At 74.2% G+C, this 20,629-nt stretch carries 22 protein-coding genes and 1 pseudogene; 11 read left to right on the forward strand and 12 right to left on the reverse strand.

Going from position 1 to position 20,629, the window contains the following annotated elements; translation table 11 throughout:
• The first annotated feature begins 105 nt into the window (after positions 1-105).
• A complete protein-coding gene (locus OG702_RS02600; RefSeq protein WP_327287226.1) occupies positions 106-624 on the forward strand; it encodes a GNAT family N-acetyltransferase in 519 nt (172 codons plus the stop codon).
• Positions 625-706: 82 nt separating this feature from the next.
• On the opposite strand, the gene OG702_RS02605 is transcribed toward OG702_RS02600, so the two are convergent.
• Positions 707-1,669 carry a sensor histidine kinase gene (locus OG702_RS02605; RefSeq protein WP_327287227.1) on the reverse strand — a complete coding sequence of 321 codons (963 nt, stop codon included), beginning with the start codon at positions 1,667-1,669 and terminating at the stop codon, positions 707-709.
• A complete protein-coding gene (locus OG702_RS02610; RefSeq protein ID WP_327287228.1) occupies positions 1,666-2,481 on the reverse strand; it encodes an MEDS domain-containing protein in 816 nt (271 codons plus the stop codon). Before OG702_RS02610 ends, OG702_RS02605 begins: the two co-directional genes overlap by 4 nt.
• Positions 2,482-2,939: 458 nt before the next feature.
• Here OG702_RS02610 and OG702_RS02615 point away from each other — a divergent pair, with 458 nt between their 5' ends.
• The 6 genes from OG702_RS02615 (at position 2,940) to OG702_RS02640 (ending at position 6,549) form a co-directional block, all read left to right on the forward strand.
• Positions 2,940-3,068: an LPFR motif small protein gene (locus tag OG702_RS02615; RefSeq protein ID WP_327287229.1), complete on the forward strand. Its 129-nt coding sequence runs from the start codon at positions 2,940-2,942 to the stop codon at positions 3,066-3,068.
• 84 nt (positions 3,069-3,152) lie between these two features.
• Positions 3,153-3,869: a hypothetical protein gene (locus OG702_RS02620; RefSeq protein ID WP_327287230.1), complete on the forward strand. Its 717-nt coding sequence runs from the start codon at positions 3,153-3,155 to the stop codon at positions 3,867-3,869.
• A gap of 124 nt (positions 3,870-3,993) precedes the next feature.
• Positions 3,994-4,284, forward strand: coding sequence for a DUF4190 domain-containing protein (locus tag OG702_RS02625; protein WP_327287231.1), 291 nt, complete (start codon positions 3,994-3,996; stop codon positions 4,282-4,284).
• Positions 4,285-4,346: 62 nt separating this feature from the next.
• Positions 4,347-4,517, forward strand: a complete 171-nt coding sequence (locus OG702_RS02630; RefSeq protein WP_327287232.1) for a hydrophobic protein — start codon at positions 4,347-4,349, stop codon at positions 4,515-4,517.
• Between the two features lie 297 nt (positions 4,518-4,814).
• Positions 4,815-5,129 carry an STAS domain-containing protein gene (locus tag OG702_RS02635; protein ID WP_327287233.1) on the forward strand — a complete coding sequence of 105 codons (315 nt, stop codon included), beginning with the start codon at positions 4,815-4,817 and terminating at the stop codon, positions 5,127-5,129.
• A 298-nt stretch (positions 5,130-5,427) separates the two neighbouring features.
• A complete protein-coding gene (locus OG702_RS02640; protein WP_327287234.1) occupies positions 5,428-6,549 on the forward strand; it encodes a C4-dicarboxylate ABC transporter in 1,122 nt (373 codons plus the stop codon).
• A 25-nt stretch (positions 6,550-6,574) separates the two neighbouring features.
• Here the strand turns inward: OG702_RS02640 and OG702_RS02645 are convergent, their stop codons facing one another.
• Positions 6,575-7,216 (reverse strand): ScbR family autoregulator-binding transcription factor, encoded by a 642-nt coding sequence (locus OG702_RS02645; RefSeq protein ID WP_327287235.1) that lies wholly within the window; start codon positions 7,214-7,216, stop codon positions 6,575-6,577.
• 169 nt (positions 7,217-7,385) lie between these two features.
• Here OG702_RS02645 and OG702_RS02650 point away from each other — a divergent pair, with 169 nt between their 5' ends.
• On the forward strand, positions 7,386-8,303 hold the full coding sequence (locus tag OG702_RS02650; protein ID WP_327287236.1) for a ScbA/BarX family gamma-butyrolactone biosynthesis protein: 918 nt from the start codon (positions 7,386-7,388) through the stop codon (positions 8,301-8,303).
• 413 nt (positions 8,304-8,716) lie between these two features.
• On the forward strand, positions 8,717-9,343 hold the full coding sequence (locus OG702_RS02655) for an HAD family hydrolase (protein WP_442814284.1): 627 nt from the start codon (positions 8,717-8,719) through the stop codon (positions 9,341-9,343).
• 263 nt (positions 9,344-9,606) lie between these two features.
• Here OG702_RS02655 and OG702_RS02660 read toward each other — a convergent pair whose 3' ends face one another.
• The 6 genes and pseudogenes from OG702_RS02660 to OG702_RS02680 all read right to left on the reverse strand — a co-directional run bounded on the left by OG702_RS02660 (position 9,607) and on the right by OG702_RS02680 (position 15,621).
• A complete protein-coding gene (locus OG702_RS02660) occupies positions 9,607-10,146 on the reverse strand; it encodes a DAK2 domain-containing protein (RefSeq protein ID WP_327293061.1) in 540 nt (179 codons plus the stop codon).
• A gap of 273 nt (positions 10,147-10,419) precedes the next feature.
• Positions 10,420-10,599, reverse strand: a pseudogene (locus OG702_RS35355) (hypothetical protein); the annotation flags it as partial.
• 136 nt (positions 10,600-10,735) lie between these two features.
• Positions 10,736-11,749 (reverse strand): dihydroxyacetone kinase subunit DhaK, encoded by a 1,014-nt coding sequence (locus OG702_RS02665; RefSeq protein WP_327287237.1) that lies wholly within the window; start codon positions 11,747-11,749, stop codon positions 10,736-10,738.
• 168 nt (positions 11,750-11,917) lie between these two features.
• Positions 11,918-14,008 carry an alkaline phosphatase family protein gene (locus OG702_RS02670; RefSeq protein ID WP_327287238.1) on the reverse strand — a complete coding sequence of 697 codons (2,091 nt, stop codon included), beginning with the start codon at positions 14,006-14,008 and terminating at the stop codon, positions 11,918-11,920.
• A gap of 245 nt (positions 14,009-14,253) precedes the next feature.
• A complete protein-coding gene (locus tag OG702_RS02675) occupies positions 14,254-14,718 on the reverse strand; it encodes a hypothetical protein (protein ID WP_327287239.1) in 465 nt (154 codons plus the stop codon).
• A 78-nt stretch (positions 14,719-14,796) separates the two neighbouring features.
• Entirely contained in the window at positions 14,797-15,621 is an 825-nt protein-coding gene (locus OG702_RS02680; RefSeq protein ID WP_327287240.1) for an SDR family oxidoreductase, read from the reverse strand.
• A gap of 223 nt (positions 15,622-15,844) precedes the next feature.
• On the opposite strand from OG702_RS02680, the gene OG702_RS02685 reads away from it, so the two are divergent.
• Positions 15,845-16,213, forward strand: a complete 369-nt coding sequence (locus tag OG702_RS02685; RefSeq protein WP_327287241.1) for a TraR/DksA family transcriptional regulator — start codon at positions 15,845-15,847, stop codon at positions 16,211-16,213.
• Between the two features lie 36 nt (positions 16,214-16,249).
• Here OG702_RS02685 and OG702_RS02690 read toward each other — a convergent pair whose 3' ends face one another.
• Together OG702_RS02690 and OG702_RS02695 are read right to left on the reverse strand one after the other, a co-directional pair.
• Positions 16,250-16,807 carry a dihydrofolate reductase family protein gene (locus tag OG702_RS02690; RefSeq protein ID WP_327287242.1) on the reverse strand — a complete coding sequence of 186 codons (558 nt, stop codon included), beginning with the start codon at positions 16,805-16,807 and terminating at the stop codon, positions 16,250-16,252.
• 56 nt (positions 16,808-16,863) lie between these two features.
• Positions 16,864-17,799, reverse strand: coding sequence for a sigma-70 family RNA polymerase sigma factor (locus OG702_RS02695; RefSeq protein WP_327287243.1), 936 nt, complete (start codon positions 17,797-17,799; stop codon positions 16,864-16,866).
• 194 nt (positions 17,800-17,993) lie between these two features.
• On the opposite strand from OG702_RS02695, the gene OG702_RS02700 reads away from it, so the two are divergent.
• Positions 17,994-18,764 carry an EI24 domain-containing protein gene (locus tag OG702_RS02700; protein WP_327287244.1) on the forward strand — a complete coding sequence of 257 codons (771 nt, stop codon included), beginning with the start codon at positions 17,994-17,996 and terminating at the stop codon, positions 18,762-18,764.
• Positions 18,765-18,804: 40 nt separating this feature from the next.
• Here OG702_RS02700 and OG702_RS02705 read toward each other — a convergent pair whose 3' ends face one another.
• The gene (locus OG702_RS02705; RefSeq protein WP_327293062.1) at positions 18,805-20,619 is read right to left on the reverse strand and encodes an ABC transporter ATP-binding protein; all 1,815 of its coding nucleotides are present in this window, start codon (positions 20,617-20,619) and stop codon (positions 18,805-18,807) included.
• Positions 20,620-20,629 lie beyond the last annotated feature (10 nt).

Below are 20,629 nucleotides of genomic sequence, written 5' to 3' on the forward strand. Positions count from 1 at the left end.
CCGCGACCCCCGGGACGCGGGGAGTCGCCCTGTCCCGGCCCGGCCGCCCGGCGCCCGGGCGGCGCTCGGTACCGTCGGCTCGCGGGCCCGTGGACACTGGGCGTCATGAGCGACCTCCCGCGAACTCCGCCGCCCACCCCGCGACTTGCCTTCCGGCAGATGACCGAGGACGACCTCGACGACATGGCCGCGCTGCTGGGCGATCCGGACGTGATGCGCTACTACCCCCGTCCGAAGACCCGCGAGGAAGCGCTGGGCTGGATCGACTGGAACCGGCGCAACTACCGGGACGAGGGGTTCGGCCTCTGGCTGGTCACCCGACGCGACACCGGCGAGTTCGTCGGCGACTGCGGGCTGACGCCGCAGGAGATCGAGGGGGTCACCGACGTCGAGGTCGGCTATCACGTACGGGCCGGCCTGCAGGGGCAGGGCTACGCCACCGAGGCCGCCGCCGCGTGCCGCGACCACGCCCGCAACGTCCTCGGCATGCGGCGCCTCATCGCGATCATCCGGCCGGCCAACCTGCCGTCGCAGCGGGTCGCGGAGAAGATCGGCCTGCCCTTCGAACGCGAGGCGGTCTCCCGCTCGGGCCTGCCGGTCCGGGTCCACGCCACGGCCCTGTGACGTGCGGCGGCCCGGTCACCGCGAGCCGTGGCCGGCCCCGAACCGTGATCAGCGCGGAGCCGGCGTCAGCGCCGAGCCGTGGTCAGCGCAGCACCATGGTCAGCCGGACCGTGGTGCCGCGCTCTCGGGTGGAGCGGATCTGGACCAGGTCGCAGAGCTGGTGCACCAGCCACAGGCCCCGGCCGCCGTTCTGGTCGGGGGTCGGGCGCGAGCGGCCCACCAGCGGGTCGCTGATGTGGCCGCTGTCGTGGAACTCGCAGACGAGCAGATCGCCCTCGCCCCAGGTCCGCAGGGTGCCGGAGCCGCCGCCGTGCCGGATGCTGTTGGCGGCGACCTCGGTCACCGCCACCAGCAGCTCCTGCAACCGCGCGCCCCGCAGACCGCACGAGGTGGCGCATTCCGAGACCATGCCGCGGACGGCCGCGAGCGCGCCGGCGCCGTAGACCATGGTCTGGTTGGGATCGCAGGCCGGGCTGAGCTCGTCGAAGCGGAAGGGCTCGTCGGAGAAGGCCGGGTTGTCGCCGTGCAGGCCGTCGGCCAGCTGGAAGGGGTGGCACATCCGGGCCGCCTCCAGCTCGCCGGCCTCGACGGTGCTGAGGTCGTAGGGACACAGCAGCCACCACGCCGGCGACTGGGCGAAGGTCAGGTTCAGCAGCCACTCGTGGTAGCGCAGCTCGCCGCGCTCGGCCGGTGTGGCCTTGTCCCACGGGGACTCGCTGATGCCGCGTACGGGCAGGCCGTCGCTGACGCTCTTGGCGATCCAGTCCTGCCAGGCGGGGATGAGCCGCGCGGGATTGCGTCCCAGGGCGCCGGTGTCCACGAACGACACCTGGCGCTCCATGTCCCCGCTGTCGAGCGCGTCACGCAGCATGCCCTGCTTGTCGTCACCGACCGCGACGAGCACTGTCTCGTCGGCGGCCAGCGCGTCCTGGATGAAGGACACCGCTCCCCGCAGGAAGCCGGAGTCGCCGTGGTAGGCGTAGAGCTCATGGCGGAAGCCGGGCGTCCCGGAGACGCCGGGCGAGATGGTGCGGGGCGGGGTCACGGCACCAGCTCCGCGGGGACGGCGGGGTCGTCGAAGCCGAGCAATTCCCAGCACCTTCGCACGGTGGGGTTGGCACGTTCGAGCAGGACTTTGCGGCCGGGCAGCGTCGCGGCGACCTCGGCGAGGGTCTGCATGCCGACGGCGTCCATCAGCTGCAGGCCGTCGCAGCGCAGCCGCAGGGTCGCGGTGGTCCGCAGCAGCCCCGTGACGGCGGTACGGAAGGCGCCGGCGCCGTCCGCGTCGACCACGCCGCTCACGCTCCAGCAGTCCATCGCGTCGTTGAACATCTGGAAGGAAGGCGCCATCGCGGGGTGACCCGTGAAATGAGGATGCACGCTCGCCGCCTGTTCCAGCACCTTCGGTGCGAAGCCAGGACTCGCATACGCACACACGACCATCGCAGCGGTGCCGCCGGTCACGGCGTCAAGCCGCAGCTCCTGGTCGGCGACCTGCTCGGCGGTGATGCCGGCGGGCCATATGCGGTCCATCTGCGCCAGTACCCGCAACGCCCGGAAGCCCTCGCGGCCGGCCGTCTCCGCTTCCTGCCGCACGAGGGACACCAGGGCGTCCGCGTCCCAGCCTACGCCGCCGCGCGCGACGACGGGATCGACCAGCACACCCTGCGGGGCGTGGAACTCCAGCCAGGCCGGCGACGAGGACCCCACGACCATGACCTTGTCGCCCAGGTGGGTGCCGTCGGAGAGATACCCCCGGGCCGTCCGCTGGAAGTCGTCCGGCCGCGGCACCACCCAGCACACGTGGTCACCGACGTCGACCGGGCCGAGGCTCGCGACACTGCGAGCGATCCTCACACAGCCCTCCCTGCCTCGACCCCGGGTGAAAAAACTGAGCACAGTCTTTCACCCCCTTCGGCCCGGGACGACAACGCCACCTGTCCATGGGCGGGCCCCGGGGGCATCGGGTGGGTGCGGGCAGGCGAGCGGCAGGTCATGACCGCCGCATACCCCGAACGCGCGGTCGTGATCAGGTCGGGTGACCACCGGTTCCGCGGGCCGGCCGAGGCGTCCTGGCCCGTGGGGGCGCGCGTCCTGGCCGGTGGGGGCGTGCGGGCGCGTTTCCGGGGCATGCGCACTGCCGGCCCACGCTTGCGCTCCGCACCGGCAGCGCGCCGGATCCGCGTCCGCGGCCGGCGGGCGCCGCCGGTGCGGGCGGTACGCGCGCGCTGCGGGGGTAGGCGAGCAGCAAGGACCAGGCCGGCGGTCGCACGGCGGCTCCCGGCCCGCCACCCCCACCAGAAAGAGGTTCAGCCATGCTCAAGGCAATCGGAGACGTCCTTGCGAAGATCGGCAGTGCCATCGCCACCGTCGTCAGCCTGCCCTTCCGCGCCGTCGCCCGGCTCTTCGGCGGCGCCTCGGACAGCGCCCACGGTCACCACTGACGGCCCACACCGATGCCGGCCCGGCGGGCGGTCGGCGACGGCGCCGGTGCGGCGCTGCCGCGCCCGGCGGGAAGGACAGGGCCGGTGACCCGCAACCGGGCCGAGGCCCGTGTCCGGCACCCCCGGCACGAGCGGCGCGGCGAGGCCAGGCTGCCCGCGGCGATAGCCGTGCTGACGGCCATCGCGCTGTACGTGATACTTCCGCAGCGGCTGATGGTCGTCCCCCGGTGGGTGCTCCCCTCGTTCGAGGTGCTGCTGCTCGCCTCGCTGGTGGCCGTGAACCCCCGCCGGCTGACCCGCGAGACCCGCGTCTCACGGGTGCTCTCCCTCTGCCTGGTGGCGCTGATCGCCGCCGGCAACCTGCTGGCGCTGGGGCTGCTGGTCCGCGACCTCGTCGACTCCGGGGTGAAGGACGGCCGTTCGCTGCTGCTGGCGGCCCTCCAGGTGTGGCTCACCAACATCATCGCTTTCGGCCTCGCCTACTGGGAGTTGGACCGCGGCGGCCCGGTGGCGCGTACGCAGCTGGCACGCTCGCAGTTGCCGCTGGCCGACTTCCGCTTCTCCCAGGACGAGAACCACGACGCCGTCCAGGAGGTCGCTGACGGCGCGAGCGTCACCTCCGACTGGGTCCCCAGCCTGGTCGACTACCTCTACGTGTCGGTCACGAACTCCACGGCCTTCAGCCCCACGGACACCATGCCGCTGTCCACGCGCGCCAAGATCCTGATGAGCGTGGAGAGCGTGACCGCGCTGATGACGTCGCTGCTGGTGGTGGCCCGCGCCGTGAGCATCCTGCACTGAGCACGCACCGGCCGGCCGCACAACTCCCGATGTCGCAGGCGTACTTCACGGGAACGGGGCAGAAGTCCCTTTACCGGAAAGCACTCCTGTGGAGGCAATCGACCGGGAGACGAGGAGAGCGAAAATGACGACCGGCTACGGCAATACCACCCAGTCCCAGATCAGGGCGCGCGGCAACGGACTGGCCATCGCGGGAATGGTCTGCGGCATCGTCGGGATCTTCCTGTTCAACGTGATCCTCGGCCCGCTGGCACTGATCTTCGGCGGAATCGGCATGCGCAATGCCCGCCGTGGCGCGGGGCACCACGGGATGGCGCTCGCAGCGGTGATCCTGGGCGTCTTCGACATCCTGCTGTTCGTCGTCCTGCTGGCCGTGGCCAGCAGCAACGGGGGCTTCAGCTGGCACGTCGGCTGACGTGACGAATTCCGCATAGGCGCCCCGACCGGGGGCACACGGCTTCTCGGAGGTTGACAATCATGGGACCGTTGCTCGTAGTTCTTCTGCTCGCACTGCTTCTTTTCGGTGCGGGATTCGCACTCCACCTGCTGTGGTGGATCGCCGTCGTGGTGCTCGTGCTGTGGCTTCTCGGCTTTGTCGCACGCGGCACTTCCGCCGGAGGCGGTCGCGGCCGCTGGTATCGCTGGTAGCCGAGGCACTCAGCCCGGAACACCGAGCGCCGCCCGCCCTGAAGGGGCCGGGCGGCGCTCGGTTGCGTGCCGGCGGAATCGCCGCTCTCGGCGCAGCGGGCCGCACCGGGTCGCACCGCTCGCGACGGGCGCCGGGAACCCCGCGCCCGGGTCCGAAGGTTGGCCGGTTCGTTACCGTTCTCATAGCTGACGCCGGAAGTTGTGTGGAACGATTGTGCGAGTGAAAATCGTCGAGTCCTGGAGCGGTTCATGGACGCCACGCCCGACCCAACGTCGGACGGAGCACCCCGCCTGAGGGTGTCCACCGAGCTCGGTGAGCCCAGTGTCATCACCGCGGCCGGAGAGTCGGACCTCGACAACATCGATCCGCTCAGCGAGGCGGTCGAGGCCGCGCTGGCCCACCACCCCCATCTGGTGCTCGACCTGGCGGACATCACCTTCGCCGACTCCACCTTCCTCACCGCCCTGATCAACGCCCGCAGCAGTGCCCTGGAGAAGGACGGCAGCGTGCGCCTGCTGGCCGCCAGCTCCACGGTCCGGCGGCTGCTGGAACTCACCGGCGCCGACGTGCTCTTCCCGCCGGTCACCGCGGGGCAGCTCAAGCAGTCCTGAGCCGGACCCCCACCCTCCCGCCGTCCGCGGACCGGGCGCCCGTGCCCGGACGCCCGGCGTCCTGGCACGGGCGCGCACGGCATGTCCGCATACGAGGGCGTTGCGGCACGCGCTGCTATGCGGCGGGGGCGGCGGGCAGCCCTACGGTGGAGGGCGCCAGCGGGCCGACGGTCTCGGCCGCGACCTGCGATCCGTGGGAGAGCCGGGCTGCTCGGCCGACCGATCCGCCCAGGGCGGGTCCCGAACGAGGAAAGCAGGCGTTCCAGGCGTGTCGCCCCGCCCCAGCAGTGTCCGAGCCGTGCCGACCGGAGAGGGCCGGGGCACCGGACCCGCCCTGCCCGGCAGACCCCCACCGCGCCCCGCCGTGCACGCCGGGCGTCCGCTGCTCGTCCCCGGCTGGTTCGCGGCCGTGATGGGCACCGGCATCGTCGCCAACGCGGCGGTCACGCTGCCGCGGAGCTTCCGCGGCCTGCAGGGCGCCGCCACGGTGGTCTGGGCGGGAGCCGCCCTGCTGCTCGTCGCGCTGGCCGCAGCTTACGCACGGCAGCGTGCGTTGCGGCAGCACGCCGCCGACCCGCTGCTGGCCCCCTTCTTCGGAGCGCCGCCGATGGCGCTGCTCACGGTGGGCGCCGGAGCGCTGCTGCTCGGCCCGCGGGTGATCGGCGCCCGGGCGGCAGTGGACGCGGACTGGGTCCTCTGGTCGGCGGGCACGGTGCTCGGCCTCGGCACCGCCTGCGCGGTGCCGTATCTGATGATCACCCGGCACCGCTTCGCCGCCGAGGCGGCGTCCGGCGGCTGGCTGATGCCGGTGGTACCGCCGCTGGTCTCGGCCGCGACGGGCGCGCTGCTGGTCCGGCACGCACCGGCGGGGCAGCCACGGCTGGCCCTGCTGCTGGGGTGCTACGCGATGCTCGGGCTCGGCCTGGTGGCGGTCCTGCTGGTGCTGGCCATGCTCTACAGCCGCCTGGTGCACCAGGACGCGCCCAGCGGCCCGGTGGTGCCCACGGTGTGGATCGGCCTGGGGGCGCTGGGGCAGGCGGTCACCGCGCTGGGCACGCTGGCCACCGCCGCGCCGAGCGCGCTGGACGCGTCGTACGCGCGGGGCACGGCGAGCCTGGCGCTGCTCGGCGGGGTCGCGCTGTGGGGATTCGCCCTGCTGTGGCTGGCGCTCGCAGCGGCGCTGACCGTGCGGGAGCTGCGGGCGGGCCTGCCCTTCGCGCCCACCTGGTGGTCCTTCATCTTCCCGCTCGGCGCCCTGGTCACCGGGACCGGCGCGCTGGCCGCCCGCACCGGCTCCGACCTCTTCGTCTGGCCCGCGGTCGTCCTCTACGCCCTGCTGGCCGCCGCGTGGGCCCTGGTGGCCTGGCGCTCGCTGCACCACGCCGCCGCGCACGGCCGCCGGACGGCGGTCCGCGCGTAGCGCCGCGGCCGCGCTGCCGGCCGGGTCAGGCCGGCAGCGCGGCCGGGGCGGGACCGCAGGCGCGGGCGAGCAGCGCGGGAGCGTCGGGGGCGGCCTGGATGGCCAGGAGGAGCACTTCCCACAGCTCCCGCAGCCGCTCCTCGATGCGGGCCCGCCCATCCAGCGCGTCGGACACGGTGTGCAGGCCGAAGAACGCGTAGACCACCGCGAGCGCGGCGGTCTCCGGCTCCACGGCGGATGACAGCTCGCCCTCGGCCCTGGCGTCCCGCAGCAGCTCGGTCACCGTCTCGATCCAGGCCACGAAGGGTGTCGGCACCGGCGCCTCGATCGCCTTGCGCTCCATCCACAGCCGCGACCCGGCCCGCACCACCACGTCGTCCCGGAACGAGCGCGCCACCGTGAAACTCAGCGAGACCAGCTTGTCCAGCGCCGGAGCGGACGAGGCGCGGACCCGGGCGATCAGCGCGGGCCAGGTCGCCAGGGTCGCCTCGACCACCGCCAGCGCCAGCTTCTCCTTGTTGGTGAAGTGGAAGTAGATGGCACCGCTGGTACGGCCTGACCGGGCGCTGATGTCGCTGATACTGGTACCGGCGAATCCGCGTTCCTCGAAAAGGTGCGCCGCGGCCTCCACCAGATACCTGCGCGTCGCCTCGGCACGTTCCTGCACATCCACTCCACATGGTCAGCTCGCGGCCCGGCAACGGCCCCGCGTCTGCGGGGCCGCACCAAAGGCCTGCCATCAATGGGCAGCAATGTAGCGCCTGTGCGACTTCTCTCCGTTACATACCGGAAGCAATGCGGGTGCGAATTGACCGAACGCGCGTTTCTCTTGTCATATGAGGAATCTGCTCGGCGAGCCGCGCGCCCCGAACCTGAGCTGGTCGTCCACCGTCCCCCGCGAGCTGGTGCACCGCACGTCGGTGGCCGAGGTGCTGCTGACCGATGTCAGACCCGACCGGGCGGGCGGCTTCCTGGCCGCGGCCTGCTGGCCGCGCTCGCACCCGACCTTCCCCCCCGACGGCAGCGACCGGCACAGCCCGCTGCTGGTCGTGGAGACGCTGCGCCAGCTGGGCATCTACCTCCCCCTGCGGTGGTACGGCGTGCCCGCGACCGCCCGGATGCTCATCGACGACCTGTACTTCGCGCTGCGCCCGGACCGCGAACCGCGCGTCGACCTGGGCTGTACCGAGATCACCTGCACCGTCGAGGTGACGCACCCGCGGCGGCGCTCCGACGGCGGGCTCGCCGCCGTACGGCTGACCGTCGGCTACCAGGCCGGCGGGCGGCTCTTCGCCCGCGCAGGCGGCGGTGCGCGGTTCCTGTCCGCCGAGCGGTACGCCGCCGTCCGCGGCGACCTGATGGCCGCCCGGCAGCCGCCGCCCGCACCCGGCGGCCGCCCCGATCCGGCGCTGCTCGGTGTCGCCCGAACCGCTGACGTCGTCGTCGCGCGCCGCGCTGACGGGCTGGCGGTCGAGCCGGCCGACCCCGGCCACCCGTTCTACTTCGACCACGCCGGCGACCATGTGCCCGGCATGCTGCTGCTGGAGGCGGCGCGCCAGGGTGCCGCCGAGGCCAGCGGCGGGGTGCTGCTCCGGCCGGTCAGCGGCCGGCTGGCCGCGGTGCGTTTCACCGAGTACCAGCCGCCGGCCCTGGTGGACACCGTCACACACCACCGCACCTGCGTCTTCCGGGTCCGGCAGGGCGCCGGAGCGACCGCGTACGGCGTCCTCGGCTACGGCCGACACGACATGTGACACAGCGCGCTTACTTGACTACCTTCCGTCGGGGCATAACGTAATGAACGTTATGTTCTCGGTGGTGCCGATGGCCGCCGGGGGCTCTCCGCCACGCGCTTTGCCGCGTATCGCGGCATGGCGGCGGTGTGCGGAACACCTCGTCGCCGGAGCGGACGTACGGATCTCCGCTGTTCCTCCGGCATTCCCGAACGGAATTCCTGCCAGTGACCCGATCCCCCCTTTCTGTATCCCCGCCGTCCCCCGCTCCCGCGCTTTCCGCGGACGCGCCCCCGCCAGCCTTTTCGAGCGGGCGGTCGATTTCCGCGCCGTCCCCTGAGGCGTCCGCATTCCCGGCCGGGCCGGCGCGCGGCTCCGCGCCGCTGCTGTCCTGGACGCCCGCCGCGGTCGTCTTCGACTGCGACGGCACCCTCATGGACACCGAACGGCACTGGCAGGACGCTCGCGACCTGACGCTGCGCGAGTTCGGTCTGCGCGCGGCACCCGGCTTCGCCGAGCGCGCCAAGGGCCTGCACTACACCGAGTGCGGGCAGCTCATGGCCGACGAGGCGCGGCGGCCCGAACTGGGCGACGAGCTGACCGACGCGCTGCTCGCGGGCTTCCGCACGCTGGTCGCCGCCCAGCCCACCACGATGCCGGGCGCGCCGGAACTGGTCGCCCACGCGGCGAAGTTCGCGCCGCTGGCGGTCGCAAGCAACTGCCCCGCCGACGTGGTGGAGACCTGCCTCGAAGGGGCCGGGCTGCTGGCGTACTTCGACCACATCGTGGTCCCGGACGGTGCCGTGCGCCCCAAGCCCGCGCCCGACGTCTACCTCACCGCGGCCCGCCTGTGCGGCGCCGACCCGGCGCAGTGCCTCGCGGTCGAGGACTCGGCCTGCGGGGTCGAGGCAGCGCAGCGCGCCGGGCTGCGGATCATGGGCGTCGGCCCGTGGCCCGGCGAGGAGGTCGCCGCCCGGGTCGACCTGTGGGTGGCCAGGCTCGACGACCCGGACGTCTTCGCGTGGGCGGGCCGCCGCGTGGCACAGGCGCTGGCCCGCTGACCCGGGACCGGAGGCGGTCCGTCAGCCGCCCCAGGGCCAGTCCGACCCACCACGCCCGGCCGGCGTCCCGGCACCCGCCCTCGCCACGTCGCCGGATACCGGCCCGACCCGCCGGGGCCGACCCGGCGCCAGGCACCCACCCTCCCCACGTGGCCGGAGGCCGCGACCTGCTTCCCCGGGCTCGACGGCCCGGGAGGTGCCCCGCCCTCCGCGTCGCGTGCGTGCCAGGCATCGCCGGCCGGGCGCCATGTGCAACGCAGGCTCTATCGCAGCAGCGGCCCCAGCGTGGTGACCGGGCCGCTCGCGGCGGTGAAGAGGAGGCCTATGCCGACCGCGCCCGGGTCGGGGACGCCCGCCGCGCGGTCGCCGAGATAGCTCGCCCGGCCGCGGCGCGCGGTCATCCGGGCGGTGTCGTGGACGCCCCGCCAGGCCGCCCGGGCGGCGTCGGCGAGGGCCTGGCGGGGATCGCGGGCGGTGGACGAGGCCAGTGCGGCCGCGGCCGGCGCGAGCGCGTCCACCAGCGTCTTGTCGCCCACCTCCGCCTCGCCGACCCGCTGTATCGCCGCGAGGCCGTTGCGGACCCCGGCCGCCAGGGCGGCGGTGGGGGACGTGGCGCCGCCCGCCCGGACGGCGGCGGCGATCTCCTGGAAGAGCAGCCCGAACAGTGGCCCGCTGGTGCCGCCGACCTCGTCGAGGAAGGCGCCGGCCGCGGCCTCCAGCGGCCTGGCGGCCGCCTCCGCGGGGCCCGCAGGCGCCGGGACGGCGGTCGGTGCGGTCCCGCGCGGTACGCGCCCGGGCACCATGCCGCTGGACGCGGCCGCGGCGGTGGGCCCGGTCGAGCCGCCCTGGGCGGTGCCGCCGGCCGACGCGGGAGCGGCGGTCGCGCGTGGCGGGGCCGCCTCGGCGGCGGGACCCGCCGAGCCGTCCTTCAGCGCCTCGGCCTGCCGAATGCCGGCCGCCCCGGCGTCGGCCCCGCTCGCGCCCGCGCGCAGGTCCGTCGGGCGCGGGCGGGTGCCGCAGTCGGCGGCCGGGGCGGGGGGAGCGGGAGGCGGCGGCGCGGCGAGCAGCCGCAGCGTCGCCTGGAGCCCCGCGACCAGATTCGCACCGAAGTCGCCGTCGCCCACCTGCTGGTCAAGCGCGGTCAGCTCCGCCTCGGTGGCCTCGGCCGTGGCGGCGAAGCCGTGCACCCAGCTGTGGGTGAGCTCGGCGAAGGCCGCTTCGGCGGTGTGCTCGGGTCGGGTGCTCGTGTCACGCATGATGCGTCTCCCGTGGTCGGCGGCAGCGTGCCCCCGGTGCCGGGGCCGGTGCGACGGGTCCGGCTGCCCGGGGGGGCGGGAACCCCGCGCGCCCTGGCACCGGTCGGCCGGCGCAGCATGCGGGGAGACGGGCAGCTCAGGGCGGCCCAGGACGTGCGGGCCAGGCGGGGGTGGCGGCCGGCGCGTCGTAGAGCCGGAGCAGTTCGTCGTCGGCGTCCAGCAGCGTGACGGAGAAGCCGCGCATGTCCAGGGCGGTGACGAAGTCGCCGACGAGCGTGCGGACCGTGGCGGCGCCGCGCTTGTCCAGCAGCCGGGTGACCTCGCGCAGCACCGCGTAGAGCTCCAGGCGGGTGACGCCGCCGAGCCCGTTGACCAGCACGATCAGCCGGGACCTGCCGTCCAGCCGCAGCGCGTCGGCCAGGGTGGCGACCATCTCCTCGGCCAGCTCGCGCAGCGAGCGTGCCGGCAGCGTACGGCGGGCCCGCTCGCCGTGGATGCCGACGCCGTACTCCAGCGTGCCCGGCTCCAGCGCGAAGGCGGGCTGTCCGGTCGACGGCGAGGTGTGCGACGCCGAGGCGACGGCCAGGCTCCGGCAGCGGGCCACCAGCGCGGCGCCGAAGGACTCCAGGTCGGCGAGGCCGCGGCCGGTGTCGGCCGCGGCGCCGAGTATCTTCTCGACCAGCACGGCGGCGCCGGTGCCGCGGCGGCCGGTGGCCGATTCCGCTGACTCCGACGCCACGTCGTCATCGATGAGCACCCGCCCGCAGCTGATGCCCTCATGGGCGAGCCGCTCGGCGGCTATGCCGAAGTTGATCCGGTCCCCGGTGTAGTTCTTGACCAGCAGCAGCACGCCGTCCTCGCGAGCGGCGGCGCGGGCCGCCGCGAACACCTGGCGGTTGTGCGGCGAGGCGAAGATCCGTCCGGGGCACGCGGCGTCCAGCATGCCGGCGCCGACGTATCCGAGGTGCAGCGGTTCGTGCCCGGAGCCGCCGCCGGAGACCAGTCCGACACGGCGTGACGTCGCGGGGTGCAGCGCGAGCAGATACCCGTCGCGCTCGTCCCAGCGGACCGTCTCCGGGTGTGCGAGGGCAAAGCCGGCCAGTGCGTCGTCCACCAGGCCGTGCAGTCCGTTGGCGAAGTACAGGCTCATGGCCGCGACCTCCTGTCCCCACCTCATGCTGCGGGCTGCGTGGGGGACCGGCAACCCAGCACACGCGTGCGACGGGGCCGGGTCCCCCGCGCGGGCCCGGCCCCGCCCGGCGGCCGGCCACCCGCCGCGGCGGTGGCCGGCCGGATCGCCGCCGATGGCCCGTTCGGGTCACCCGGCCACCGGTCCGGTCACCGCCGGGCGGATCGTCGCGACGCGGCCGGCGTACCGCTGCGTCCAGCCGGTGCCGGTGTCGGCGCTGATCACGACGTCGTAGTAGCCCAGCCGGGTCGGCCAGTCCAGCACGGCCGCCGTGCCGGCGGCGACGGTGCGGGTCCGGCGGCCGCCGAGATGGTCGTTGGCCGCCAGCGTGTAGCGGACCGGCAGGCCGCCGTCGTTGCGCAGCGTCAGCCGGACGGCCGGGTCGCCGCCGGCCAGCAGTTCCACGTCGACCCGCGGGACCCCGACGTCGTCGCGGCCGGCCGGGACGACCTGTCCGGCGAAGGAGCGGAGGAAGCCGTCGGGTCCGTAGACGGAGAAGGCGTAGTTGCCGCCGGTCTGCCGCACGTCCCAGCTGTGGTGGCGCGGGGTCGAGGCGGTCACCGTGTAGGGCGTGTTGGAGAAGGCGAGGTAGCGGTCGGGGAAGACCTGGAGGCTCACCGCCTTGCCGGCCGGGCCGCCGGTCAGTGTCATCGACGCGGTGACCGTGCCGGCGGCGCGGTCCTCGGCGAGCGTGGCGTGCGGGTGGAAGGACAGTCCGCGCGGCGTCATCGCGTCCCCCTCCGGCCGCGGCGGCGTCGCGTCGACCGGGTCGGGGAGGTCCACGGGTCCGGGCCGCGGGTGGGCGAAGTCGATCGCGCTGGTCAGGTCGCCGGCGATCGAGCGGCGCCAGCCGGTGATGTTCTGGCAGGTGAACGGCTTGCCGAGGTGGGCCGCCCAGGTTTCGAGGAAGGTCACCGTCGAGGTGTGGTCGAAGACCTCCGAGGCGACGTGACCGCCGCGCGTCCACGGCGAGACCAGCAGCATCGGCACCCGCGGGCCGAATCCGTACGGGGTGCTGCCGGAGAACTCCCCCGCCGTGCCTGGCTCGGGGCGCGGCGGCAGCACATGGTCGAACTTCCCGTCGTTCTCGTCGTAGGTGATGATCACCAGGGTGTGGTTCCAGATCTCCGGGTTGTCCTGGAGCGTCCTGAGCACCCTGTCCATGTAGCGCTCGCCGTGGACGGTGTCGAAGTCGGGGTGCTCGCTCCAGCCCGCCGGCATCACGATCCAGGAGACCTCGGGGAGCGGGTGCTCCGCGTCCGGCCGGCAGGCGGCGGTGAAGTCCCGCAGCACGGCGTCGAGGTTCTGCTCGGAGTCGTCGTCCGGCGTGGTGGCGCCACAGTAGAGGAACGCATTCGCCTTCCACACCCTGCCGGTGCCCGGGGCGAGGTCGTCGGCGCTCGCCGTGCGCGGGTCGAAGGCCGCGAAGCCGTTGGTCACGTTGCAGCCGTACTCGCCGACGAAGCCGCTCTGCAGGCTGCCCTCGACGCCGTTGCCGCTGTTGTCGGAGTAGACCCGCCAGCTGATGCCGGCCTCCTCCAGCTGCTCGGGCACCGTCGTCCAGCTCCGGCTGTAGTCGTTCTGGCCGGCGTTCGTGGTCTCGCCGTTCGACATGCCGGTCATGAGGTAGTAGCGGTTCGGGACGGTCGGCCCGTGCAGCGAGCAGAAGTTCATGTCGCAGACGGTGTAACGGGAGGCGAGCGCGTACATCCACGGCATGTGGTCGGGGGCGTAGAACCGCATGCAGTCGGCGCCCTTGTCCCGCACCCAGGTGTTCCACCGTCCGCCGTTGGCACCGTAGAAGTCGTGGTTGTCGCCCCAGGTGGCGGTCGAGGCGGTCGGCGTCACGACGGCGCCGCTCGCGTCGCGCTGCTGGAAGACGTCGGTGCCGTCCTGGAACCTCAGGACCTGCTTGTCGTGCCGGCCGCGCACGCCCGGCAGTTGGCCGAGGTAGTGGTCGAAGGACCGGTTCTCCTGCATGAGGATCACCACGTGCTTCAGGTCGGACATGTCGCCCTCGTAGCCCGCCGGCAGGACGTACGCGGCCGGGCCGGGGTCCGCGGCGCCGGCCCCGTCGCCCGTGCCGCCGACCGCGATCACGCCCAGGGCGCCGACCGCCGCCTGGAGCGCTCTGCGCCGGGTGACGCGGAGTTCGTTCGTGGGACTCCCGGCGGGCGTGGGACTCCCGGCGGGCGCGGGCTCGGCGGTGCTGAGCGTCATCAAGGAACCTCTGGGGGACGTGCCGCAAGGGGAGCACCCATCGTCGCCTCCCGCCGGACAGGGCGACCACGATACGCGCGGTGCCGAGGTCGGATGTCCCGGCGAACACCAGGGAGCCACGGACCGACGGGCGCGGGCCTGATGCCGCTCCCGCCGCGCCGGGGAGTCACGGACGGGCGGCCGCGGGCCTGGGGGCTGGCACGGCCCCGCTCCCCCGGCCTGCTGCCTCTTCCGGCGGAGGGGGGCTACCCCCGGCCGGTCTCCAGGCGGGTGACGGCGTCCGCGGCGCCCGCCGCCGCGCCCTCCGCGTGCTCGCGCTCGCGCGCGGCGGCCTTCCTGTCCCGGGTGGCCTGACGGTGGCCGCGGGTGACCTCGGCCAGCGCGTCGCGGGCGTCCTTGAGGGCGCGCTGAGCCTCCTCGGCGCGCGTACGGGCCCGCTCCTCCCCGGCGGAGGCGTCGTCCTCGGCCGCGGCCGCCGCCTGCTCGGCTGCCCGGCGTTCGTCCAGCTCCCAGGAGGCGGCCGCCTGGGCCGCCCGGGCCTCGCGCAGGCGCCGCGCCGCGCCGGAGTCGCCGGCCGTGCGGGCGGCGGCGGCCAGTTCCTGCCTGCGGGCCACGAAGTCACCGGGCGCTGCCGCGTACAGCTCGTCCACGGCGGCCTCGGCGTCGAACCGGTCGGCGGCCTCGGCGGCACGGCGGGAACGGGGAGCCATGGCCCCAGCCTGCGGCGGTCCGCGCCCGCCCGCACCCCGGGGCGGGCGCACCGGGGGTACCCCGCCCGGCGCGCCGGCTCAGGACGGGCCGCGGGTGAACTCCCGTGCCGCCGCGAAGTCCTGCCGGTGCGCCTCGTCGGCGGCGGCGAGGTAGGCGTAGGCGTCGGGGCCGACCGGGACCCGCAGCGGGGCCTGATCGGAGGCGACGATCCGCAGGACGACCTCGGCGAACTCCGCCGGGCTGCCGATGTCGGCGTTGGCCCGCATGGTGCGGATCCCCTCGCGCACCGGCCCGGTCACCGGGTCGTACGCGGCGAGCCGCGTGACGGTCTCGGCCAGGGAGCTGTCGTAGCGGGTGGCGAACTGGCCGGGTTCGAGGACGGTGACCCGGATGCCGAGCCCGCCGACCTCGGCGGCGAGCGCCTGGCTGAGGCCTTCGAGCGCGTATTTGGCGGCGACGTACGCGGACAGACCGGGCAGCGCCATCCGGCCGACGACCGAGGAGACGTTGACGATGTGGCCCGCGCCCTGGGCCCGCATCAGGGGGAGGACCAGCCGGGCCAGCCGCCACGGCCCGACGGCCGCGATCTCCAGCTGGTCCCGCAGCTCCCGGTCGGAGACCTCCTCCACGGCGCCGAACAACCCGGCGCCCGCGTTGTTCACCAGCACGTCCACGCCGCCGAGCCGGTCGACCGCGCGGGCGACGGCGTCCTCGCACTGCCGCGGGTCGCAGACGTCGAGCGCGGCGGTGGTGACCCGGTCGGGGTAGCGGCGCTGGAGTTCCTGCACGGCGTCCGGCTTGCGCGCGGTCGCCAGCACCGAGTCGCCCGCTGCCGCCGCTGCGGCCGCCACCGCCCACCCCAGGCCCGACGAGCATCCTGTCACCAACCACCGACGTGCCATGGTCCCTCCCCCTTGCGCAGGCCCCCGAGCGACCACGTCCGTCCGGAGTGACAACGTCCCACGGCGCGGCGACCGGGAAAACGGCGCCCGGAAGCACTGAGCTGGTGTGCGCCGCTCACTCCGGCGCGAGTGCCCCCGGTCGCGCGCTGCCCGCCCGTCCCCGGTGAGCCGTGCGCCAGTTCGCGCCCGGAATGGCGGCGCGGATGCCGGTGTTGTGACGGTAATGAGCGATTCGTACGAGGACGCCGCCGCGACCCGCGAGCGCCTGACCGCCGCCCGCGCGGCCACCGGCGCGCAGATCGCGGCCCTGAGCAGCGACTACGACGGGATCGTCGCGGCGAACGCGCTGGTGGCGGTCGACGACGAGCACGACCCCGAGGGGTCGAGCACCGCGTTCGAGCGCGCGCACATCGGCTCCCTGCTGGGCCAGGCGCGCGACCACCTGGACACCCTGGACATGGCACTGGAACGCCTTGAACGGGGCGAGTACGGCCGGTGCGAGGTCTGCGGCGAGCCGATCCCGCGCGAACGCCTCGACGTGCTCCCCGCGGCGACCACCTGCGTCCGGTGCGCCGCCGCCCGCAGCCGCTGAGCCCCCCGACGACGCACCGGCACGACCCGCGACCCGTCAGCCCGCCGCCCTGGCGTACCGCGCGAGGACGGCGGCGCCGACCCGTTGCGCCGACCGGCACTCCAGATGGACGGGCGGGCCGCCGGCCGGGAAGAGCCGTTCCCCGGTACGGAGGATCGTCGGGAAGGTCATGAGCCGGTACTCGTCGACGAGGTCGGCGGCCATCAGGGCGCGCACGACGCTGAGGCTGCCGGTGATGATCACATCGCGGTCCTCCCGCTTGACGGCATCGACCAGGTCGCCCTGGACGACCTGCGAGTTCGCCCACGCCGAGACGTCGGTCACGCTGCGGGACGCGACCCGTTTGGGCATCGCGTTCATCCGCGCGGAGAAGGGGTCGTCGCGAGGCGGCCAGAGCTGCGAGAACAGCTGCCAGGTCGCGCGTCCGAGCAGCAGGACCCCGTCGTCCAGCACACTCCCGAGGCGGAATTTGTCCCCGGCGACGGTCTCGGGGCCGTGCCGGAAGGCCCAGCCGCCGGCCGGCGTGCCCCCTGACCCGTCCGGGTCGGTCACGATGCCGTCCAGGGTGATGAACTCGATGACGATGACGCTCACGCTGATGTCCCTTTCGATCGGTGCTCGCCGGTACGTACCAGCGGCGCCGGCCGGACTCATCGCTGCGCGGGTGACTTCTGCGGCGGCATCCGTTCGGGCAGCCCGAAGGCCCCGAGCACCCGCGGGTCGGTGAAGACGACGTTGCGGGCGACCCGGCCGCCGGTGACCGTGAGGACCTGGAGGGTGTGCAGGCGGCCGCCGCGGGTCTCCGGGACGTACGCGGCCAGTGCGGGCTGCCCGTTGGCGGTGAGCTGCCGCACGCTCCAGCCCGTCCCCCACATCGCGAACACCCGGTCCATGAACAGGCCGTAGTCCCGGCTCCCCCGGTACCACAGCGGCACCGGCGGCATCTCCAGCACCGCCTGGTCGGTGAGCAGCCGCACCAGAGCGGGGACGTCGGCCGCCTCGAAGGCCCGCACGTACTGCCGGACCACCGCCCGCACCCCGGGGTCGTCCGGCTCGGCTACCTCGTGCGGGTCGCCCACGTCGGCGAGGGTCGCGCGAGCGCGCTGCAGGGCGCTGTTGACGGCCGGGACCGTGGTCCCCAGCTGCTCGGCGACCTCGGCGGCGCTGAACGCCAGGACCTCGCGCAGGACCAGGACGGCCCGCTGCCGGGGCGGTAGCACCTGCATCGCCGCGACCAGCGCGAGCCGCAGGCCGGCCCGCTGCTCGGCGTCGAACCGGGCGTCGGGGAACGGCTGGAGCCAGGGGATGTCGAGGGCCGGTGTGAGCGGCGCCCCGACGTCGTCGCTCGGCGCGCCGAGACCGGACGGCAGCGGGCGCCGCGTGCCGCGCTCCAGCGCCGTCAGGCACACGTTGGTCGCGATGCGGTAGAGCCAGGTCCGCACCGAGGCGCGCGTGCCGTCGTAGCGGGCCCGCGCCTGCCACGCCCGCAGCATCGTCTCCTGCACCAGGTCCTCGGCCTCGTGGAACGAGCCGACCATCCGGTAGCAGTACGCCACCAGCTCGCCCCGGTACGGCTCGAAGTCCATGACCGCCATCATGGCGTACGGGCAGGGCCGGTGAACGCGGTGGGCGCCGCCGGTGCGGTCGCCGGTCGCCCGGAGCCGGACCGCGGCGTCGCTCCGGTCCGGCTCCGCGTGCGCTGTCCCAAGGAGTTGGTGCCGAGCGGGGGGTGCGGCCGCCCCTGGCGCTCCGGTCCGGCGGTGGCCGTAGGATCCGCGGCATGGGCGATCTGGGGAGAGGCCTTGTGCTGCTGGCACAGGGGCAGCGCTGGGCGCTGCGGCACGGGCGGGACTGGCGGTTCGGGATGCTGCCCGCGCTGATCACCTTCGTCGGCTACGCCGCCGCGCTGGCCGCGCTGGTGATCTGGTCGGACGATCTGGCGCGTTGGGCGACACCGTTCGCCGACGGCTGGGCGTCGGCGTGGCGGGACCTCTTCCGCGAGCTGCTGACCGCGGTGCTGGTCGGCGGCGGGCTGCTGGTCGCGGTGATCTCCTTCACCGCGGTGACGCTGCTGGTGGGCCAGCCCTTCTACGAGTCGCTCGCCCAGCGGGTGGACGTCGCCGAGGGGAACGCCCCGGAGCCGCCGCACCGCTCACTGCTGCGGGAGTTGTGGGTCGGCCTGCGGGACAGCCTGCGGGTGCTGCTGCGCGTCGCGGCCTTCGGCGTGGTCCTTTTCGCGCTGGGTTTCGTGCCCGTCGTCGGGCAGACCGTGGTGCCGGTGATCGGCTTCTGCGTGTCGGGCTTCTTCCTCGCCGTGGAGCTCGCCTCGGTCCCGATGCAGCGGCGCGACGTCGGGCTGCGCAAGCAACTGCGGCTGATGCGGGGCCGGCTGATGCTGATACTCGGCTTCGGGGTGCCGCTGGTGCTGGCCTTCCTCATACCTTTCGTGGCGGTCGTGCTGATGCCCGGCGCGGTCGCCGGCGCGACGCTGCTCACCCGGGAACTGCTCCCCGCTGGCCCGCCCCTCCGCCCCGGCACCGCGGGCGACTGACGCCGGCGGCGCGGCGGACCGCGCCGGCGTGCACCGGCTGTCAGTGCAGGTCGGCCCGCGCGGGGGTGTCGTCGAGGAAGCCGCCCGACTGGTGCTGCCAGAGCTTCGCGTAGGCGCCGTCCGACGCGAGCAGTTCCTGGTGCGTCCCCTGCTCCAGGATCCGCCCGCGGTCCAGGACCACCAGGCGGTCCATGGTGGCGACGGTGCTCAGCCGGTGCGCCACCACCAGCGCCGTCCGCCCGTCCATGAGCCGCCACAGCGCCTCCTGGACCAGGATCTCGCTCTCGGAGTCCAGCGCGCTGGTCGCCTCGTCGAGCAGCAGGATCGGCGCGTCCCGCAGGATCGCCCGGGCCAGGGCCACCCGCTGGCGCTGCCCGCCGGAGAGCTTGACGCCGCGTTCGCCGACCATGGTGTCGAACCCGTCGGGCAGCGCGTCGGCGAACTCCGTGACGTGCGCGGCCTCCGCCGCGCGGCGGATCTCCGCGTCGGTGGCGTCCGGCCGGGCGAACGCGATGTTGTCCCGCAGCGTGCGGTGGAACATCGCCGGGGCCTGCGGCACGTACGCCAGCAGGCTGCGCAGGTCGGCCTGCCGCAGCCGGCTGATGTCCTGGCCGCCGATCAGGATCCGGCCTGCGTCGATGTCCGCCATCCGCAGCAGCAGCCGGGTCAGGGTGGTCTTGCCGCCGCCCGACCGGCCGACCAGGCCGATCTTCGAACCGCCGGGCACCGCCAGGTCGAGGCCTTCGAAGAGCGGCTCCCCGCCGGCGTGCGCGAAGGTCACCTGCTCGAAGCGGACGTCGGCGGCGCGGGGCCGCAGCGGCTCGGGCGAGGCGGGGTCGAGCACCGTCGGCGGGATCAGCAGCAGTTCGGTGAACTGCGCCGCCTCGGTGGTGGCGCTCTCCAGGCGCCGGTAGATCTGGTTGAACTCGAACATGATCCGGGTGGCGTTGCTGTAGTAGGTGAAGGCGACCACGATGGCCTCCACACCGTGGCTGCCGCCGCCGAGCGCGACCGCGAGCAGCAGGCCGAGCGCGTTGGTCAGCACGGACAGCGGTGCCACCAGGGTGTCGATGCGCAGGTTGCCGTAGTCCCACGAGCGCAGCGCGAGCCGTTTGGACTCCGCGACGCGGGACCGGTGTTCGGCCGCCTCGCTCTCCTGCGCCGCGAAGGCCTGGACGGTCTCCATGTTCATCAGGCTGTCGGCGACATGGCCGGCCACCCGGGCGATCGCCTCCTCGCGCTGGTCGACGAGCGCCTGGCGGCGGTGGATGAGCGGCGCCACGCACAGCGCGGTCAGCGCGATCATCGCCAGCAGGCCGACGACGAGCAGCGGTTGGTAGAGCCACAGCACGACCGACCCGAACACCAGCGGCACCAGGCTGCCGATGACCGAGAAGGTCATGGTGTCGACGAACTCCTCGAAGCGGGAGGCGAAGCTCAGCACCCGCTTGGTCAGCGAGCCGGCGAAGTTGTTGTGGAAGAAGGCGGCGTCCTTGGCGAACAGCTCGTCCATGCCGATCACGTACAGGTGCTCCACGCCGCGGGCGTCGAGCCGGTTCAGGCAGTGGTAGCCGATACGCCACAGGGTCTCCGCCAGCAGCAGGACGCCGGCGAACGCCAGGACGTAGGGCAGCGTCGATCCGACGGAGATCGCGGAGTCGCCGGCGATCCGGGCGACGAGCTTCGCGACGACCAGCGGCGCCACGTAGTTGAGCCCGATGTTGCCCAGCGCGGGCAGCAGCATCCCGGGCACCGTCAGCCGCCGCAGCCGGGACAGCTCCCGCCCGTAGTAGCGAAGTGCGAGGCGCGCGGCGCCCCTTCGCGGTGTACTCCCGCCGTTGTCAGGCGATCCCATCCCCACCCCC

The organism is Streptomyces sp. NBC_01198 (assembly GCF_036010485.1).
GTDB lineage: Bacteria > Actinomycetota > Actinomycetes > Streptomycetales > Streptomycetaceae > Actinacidiphila.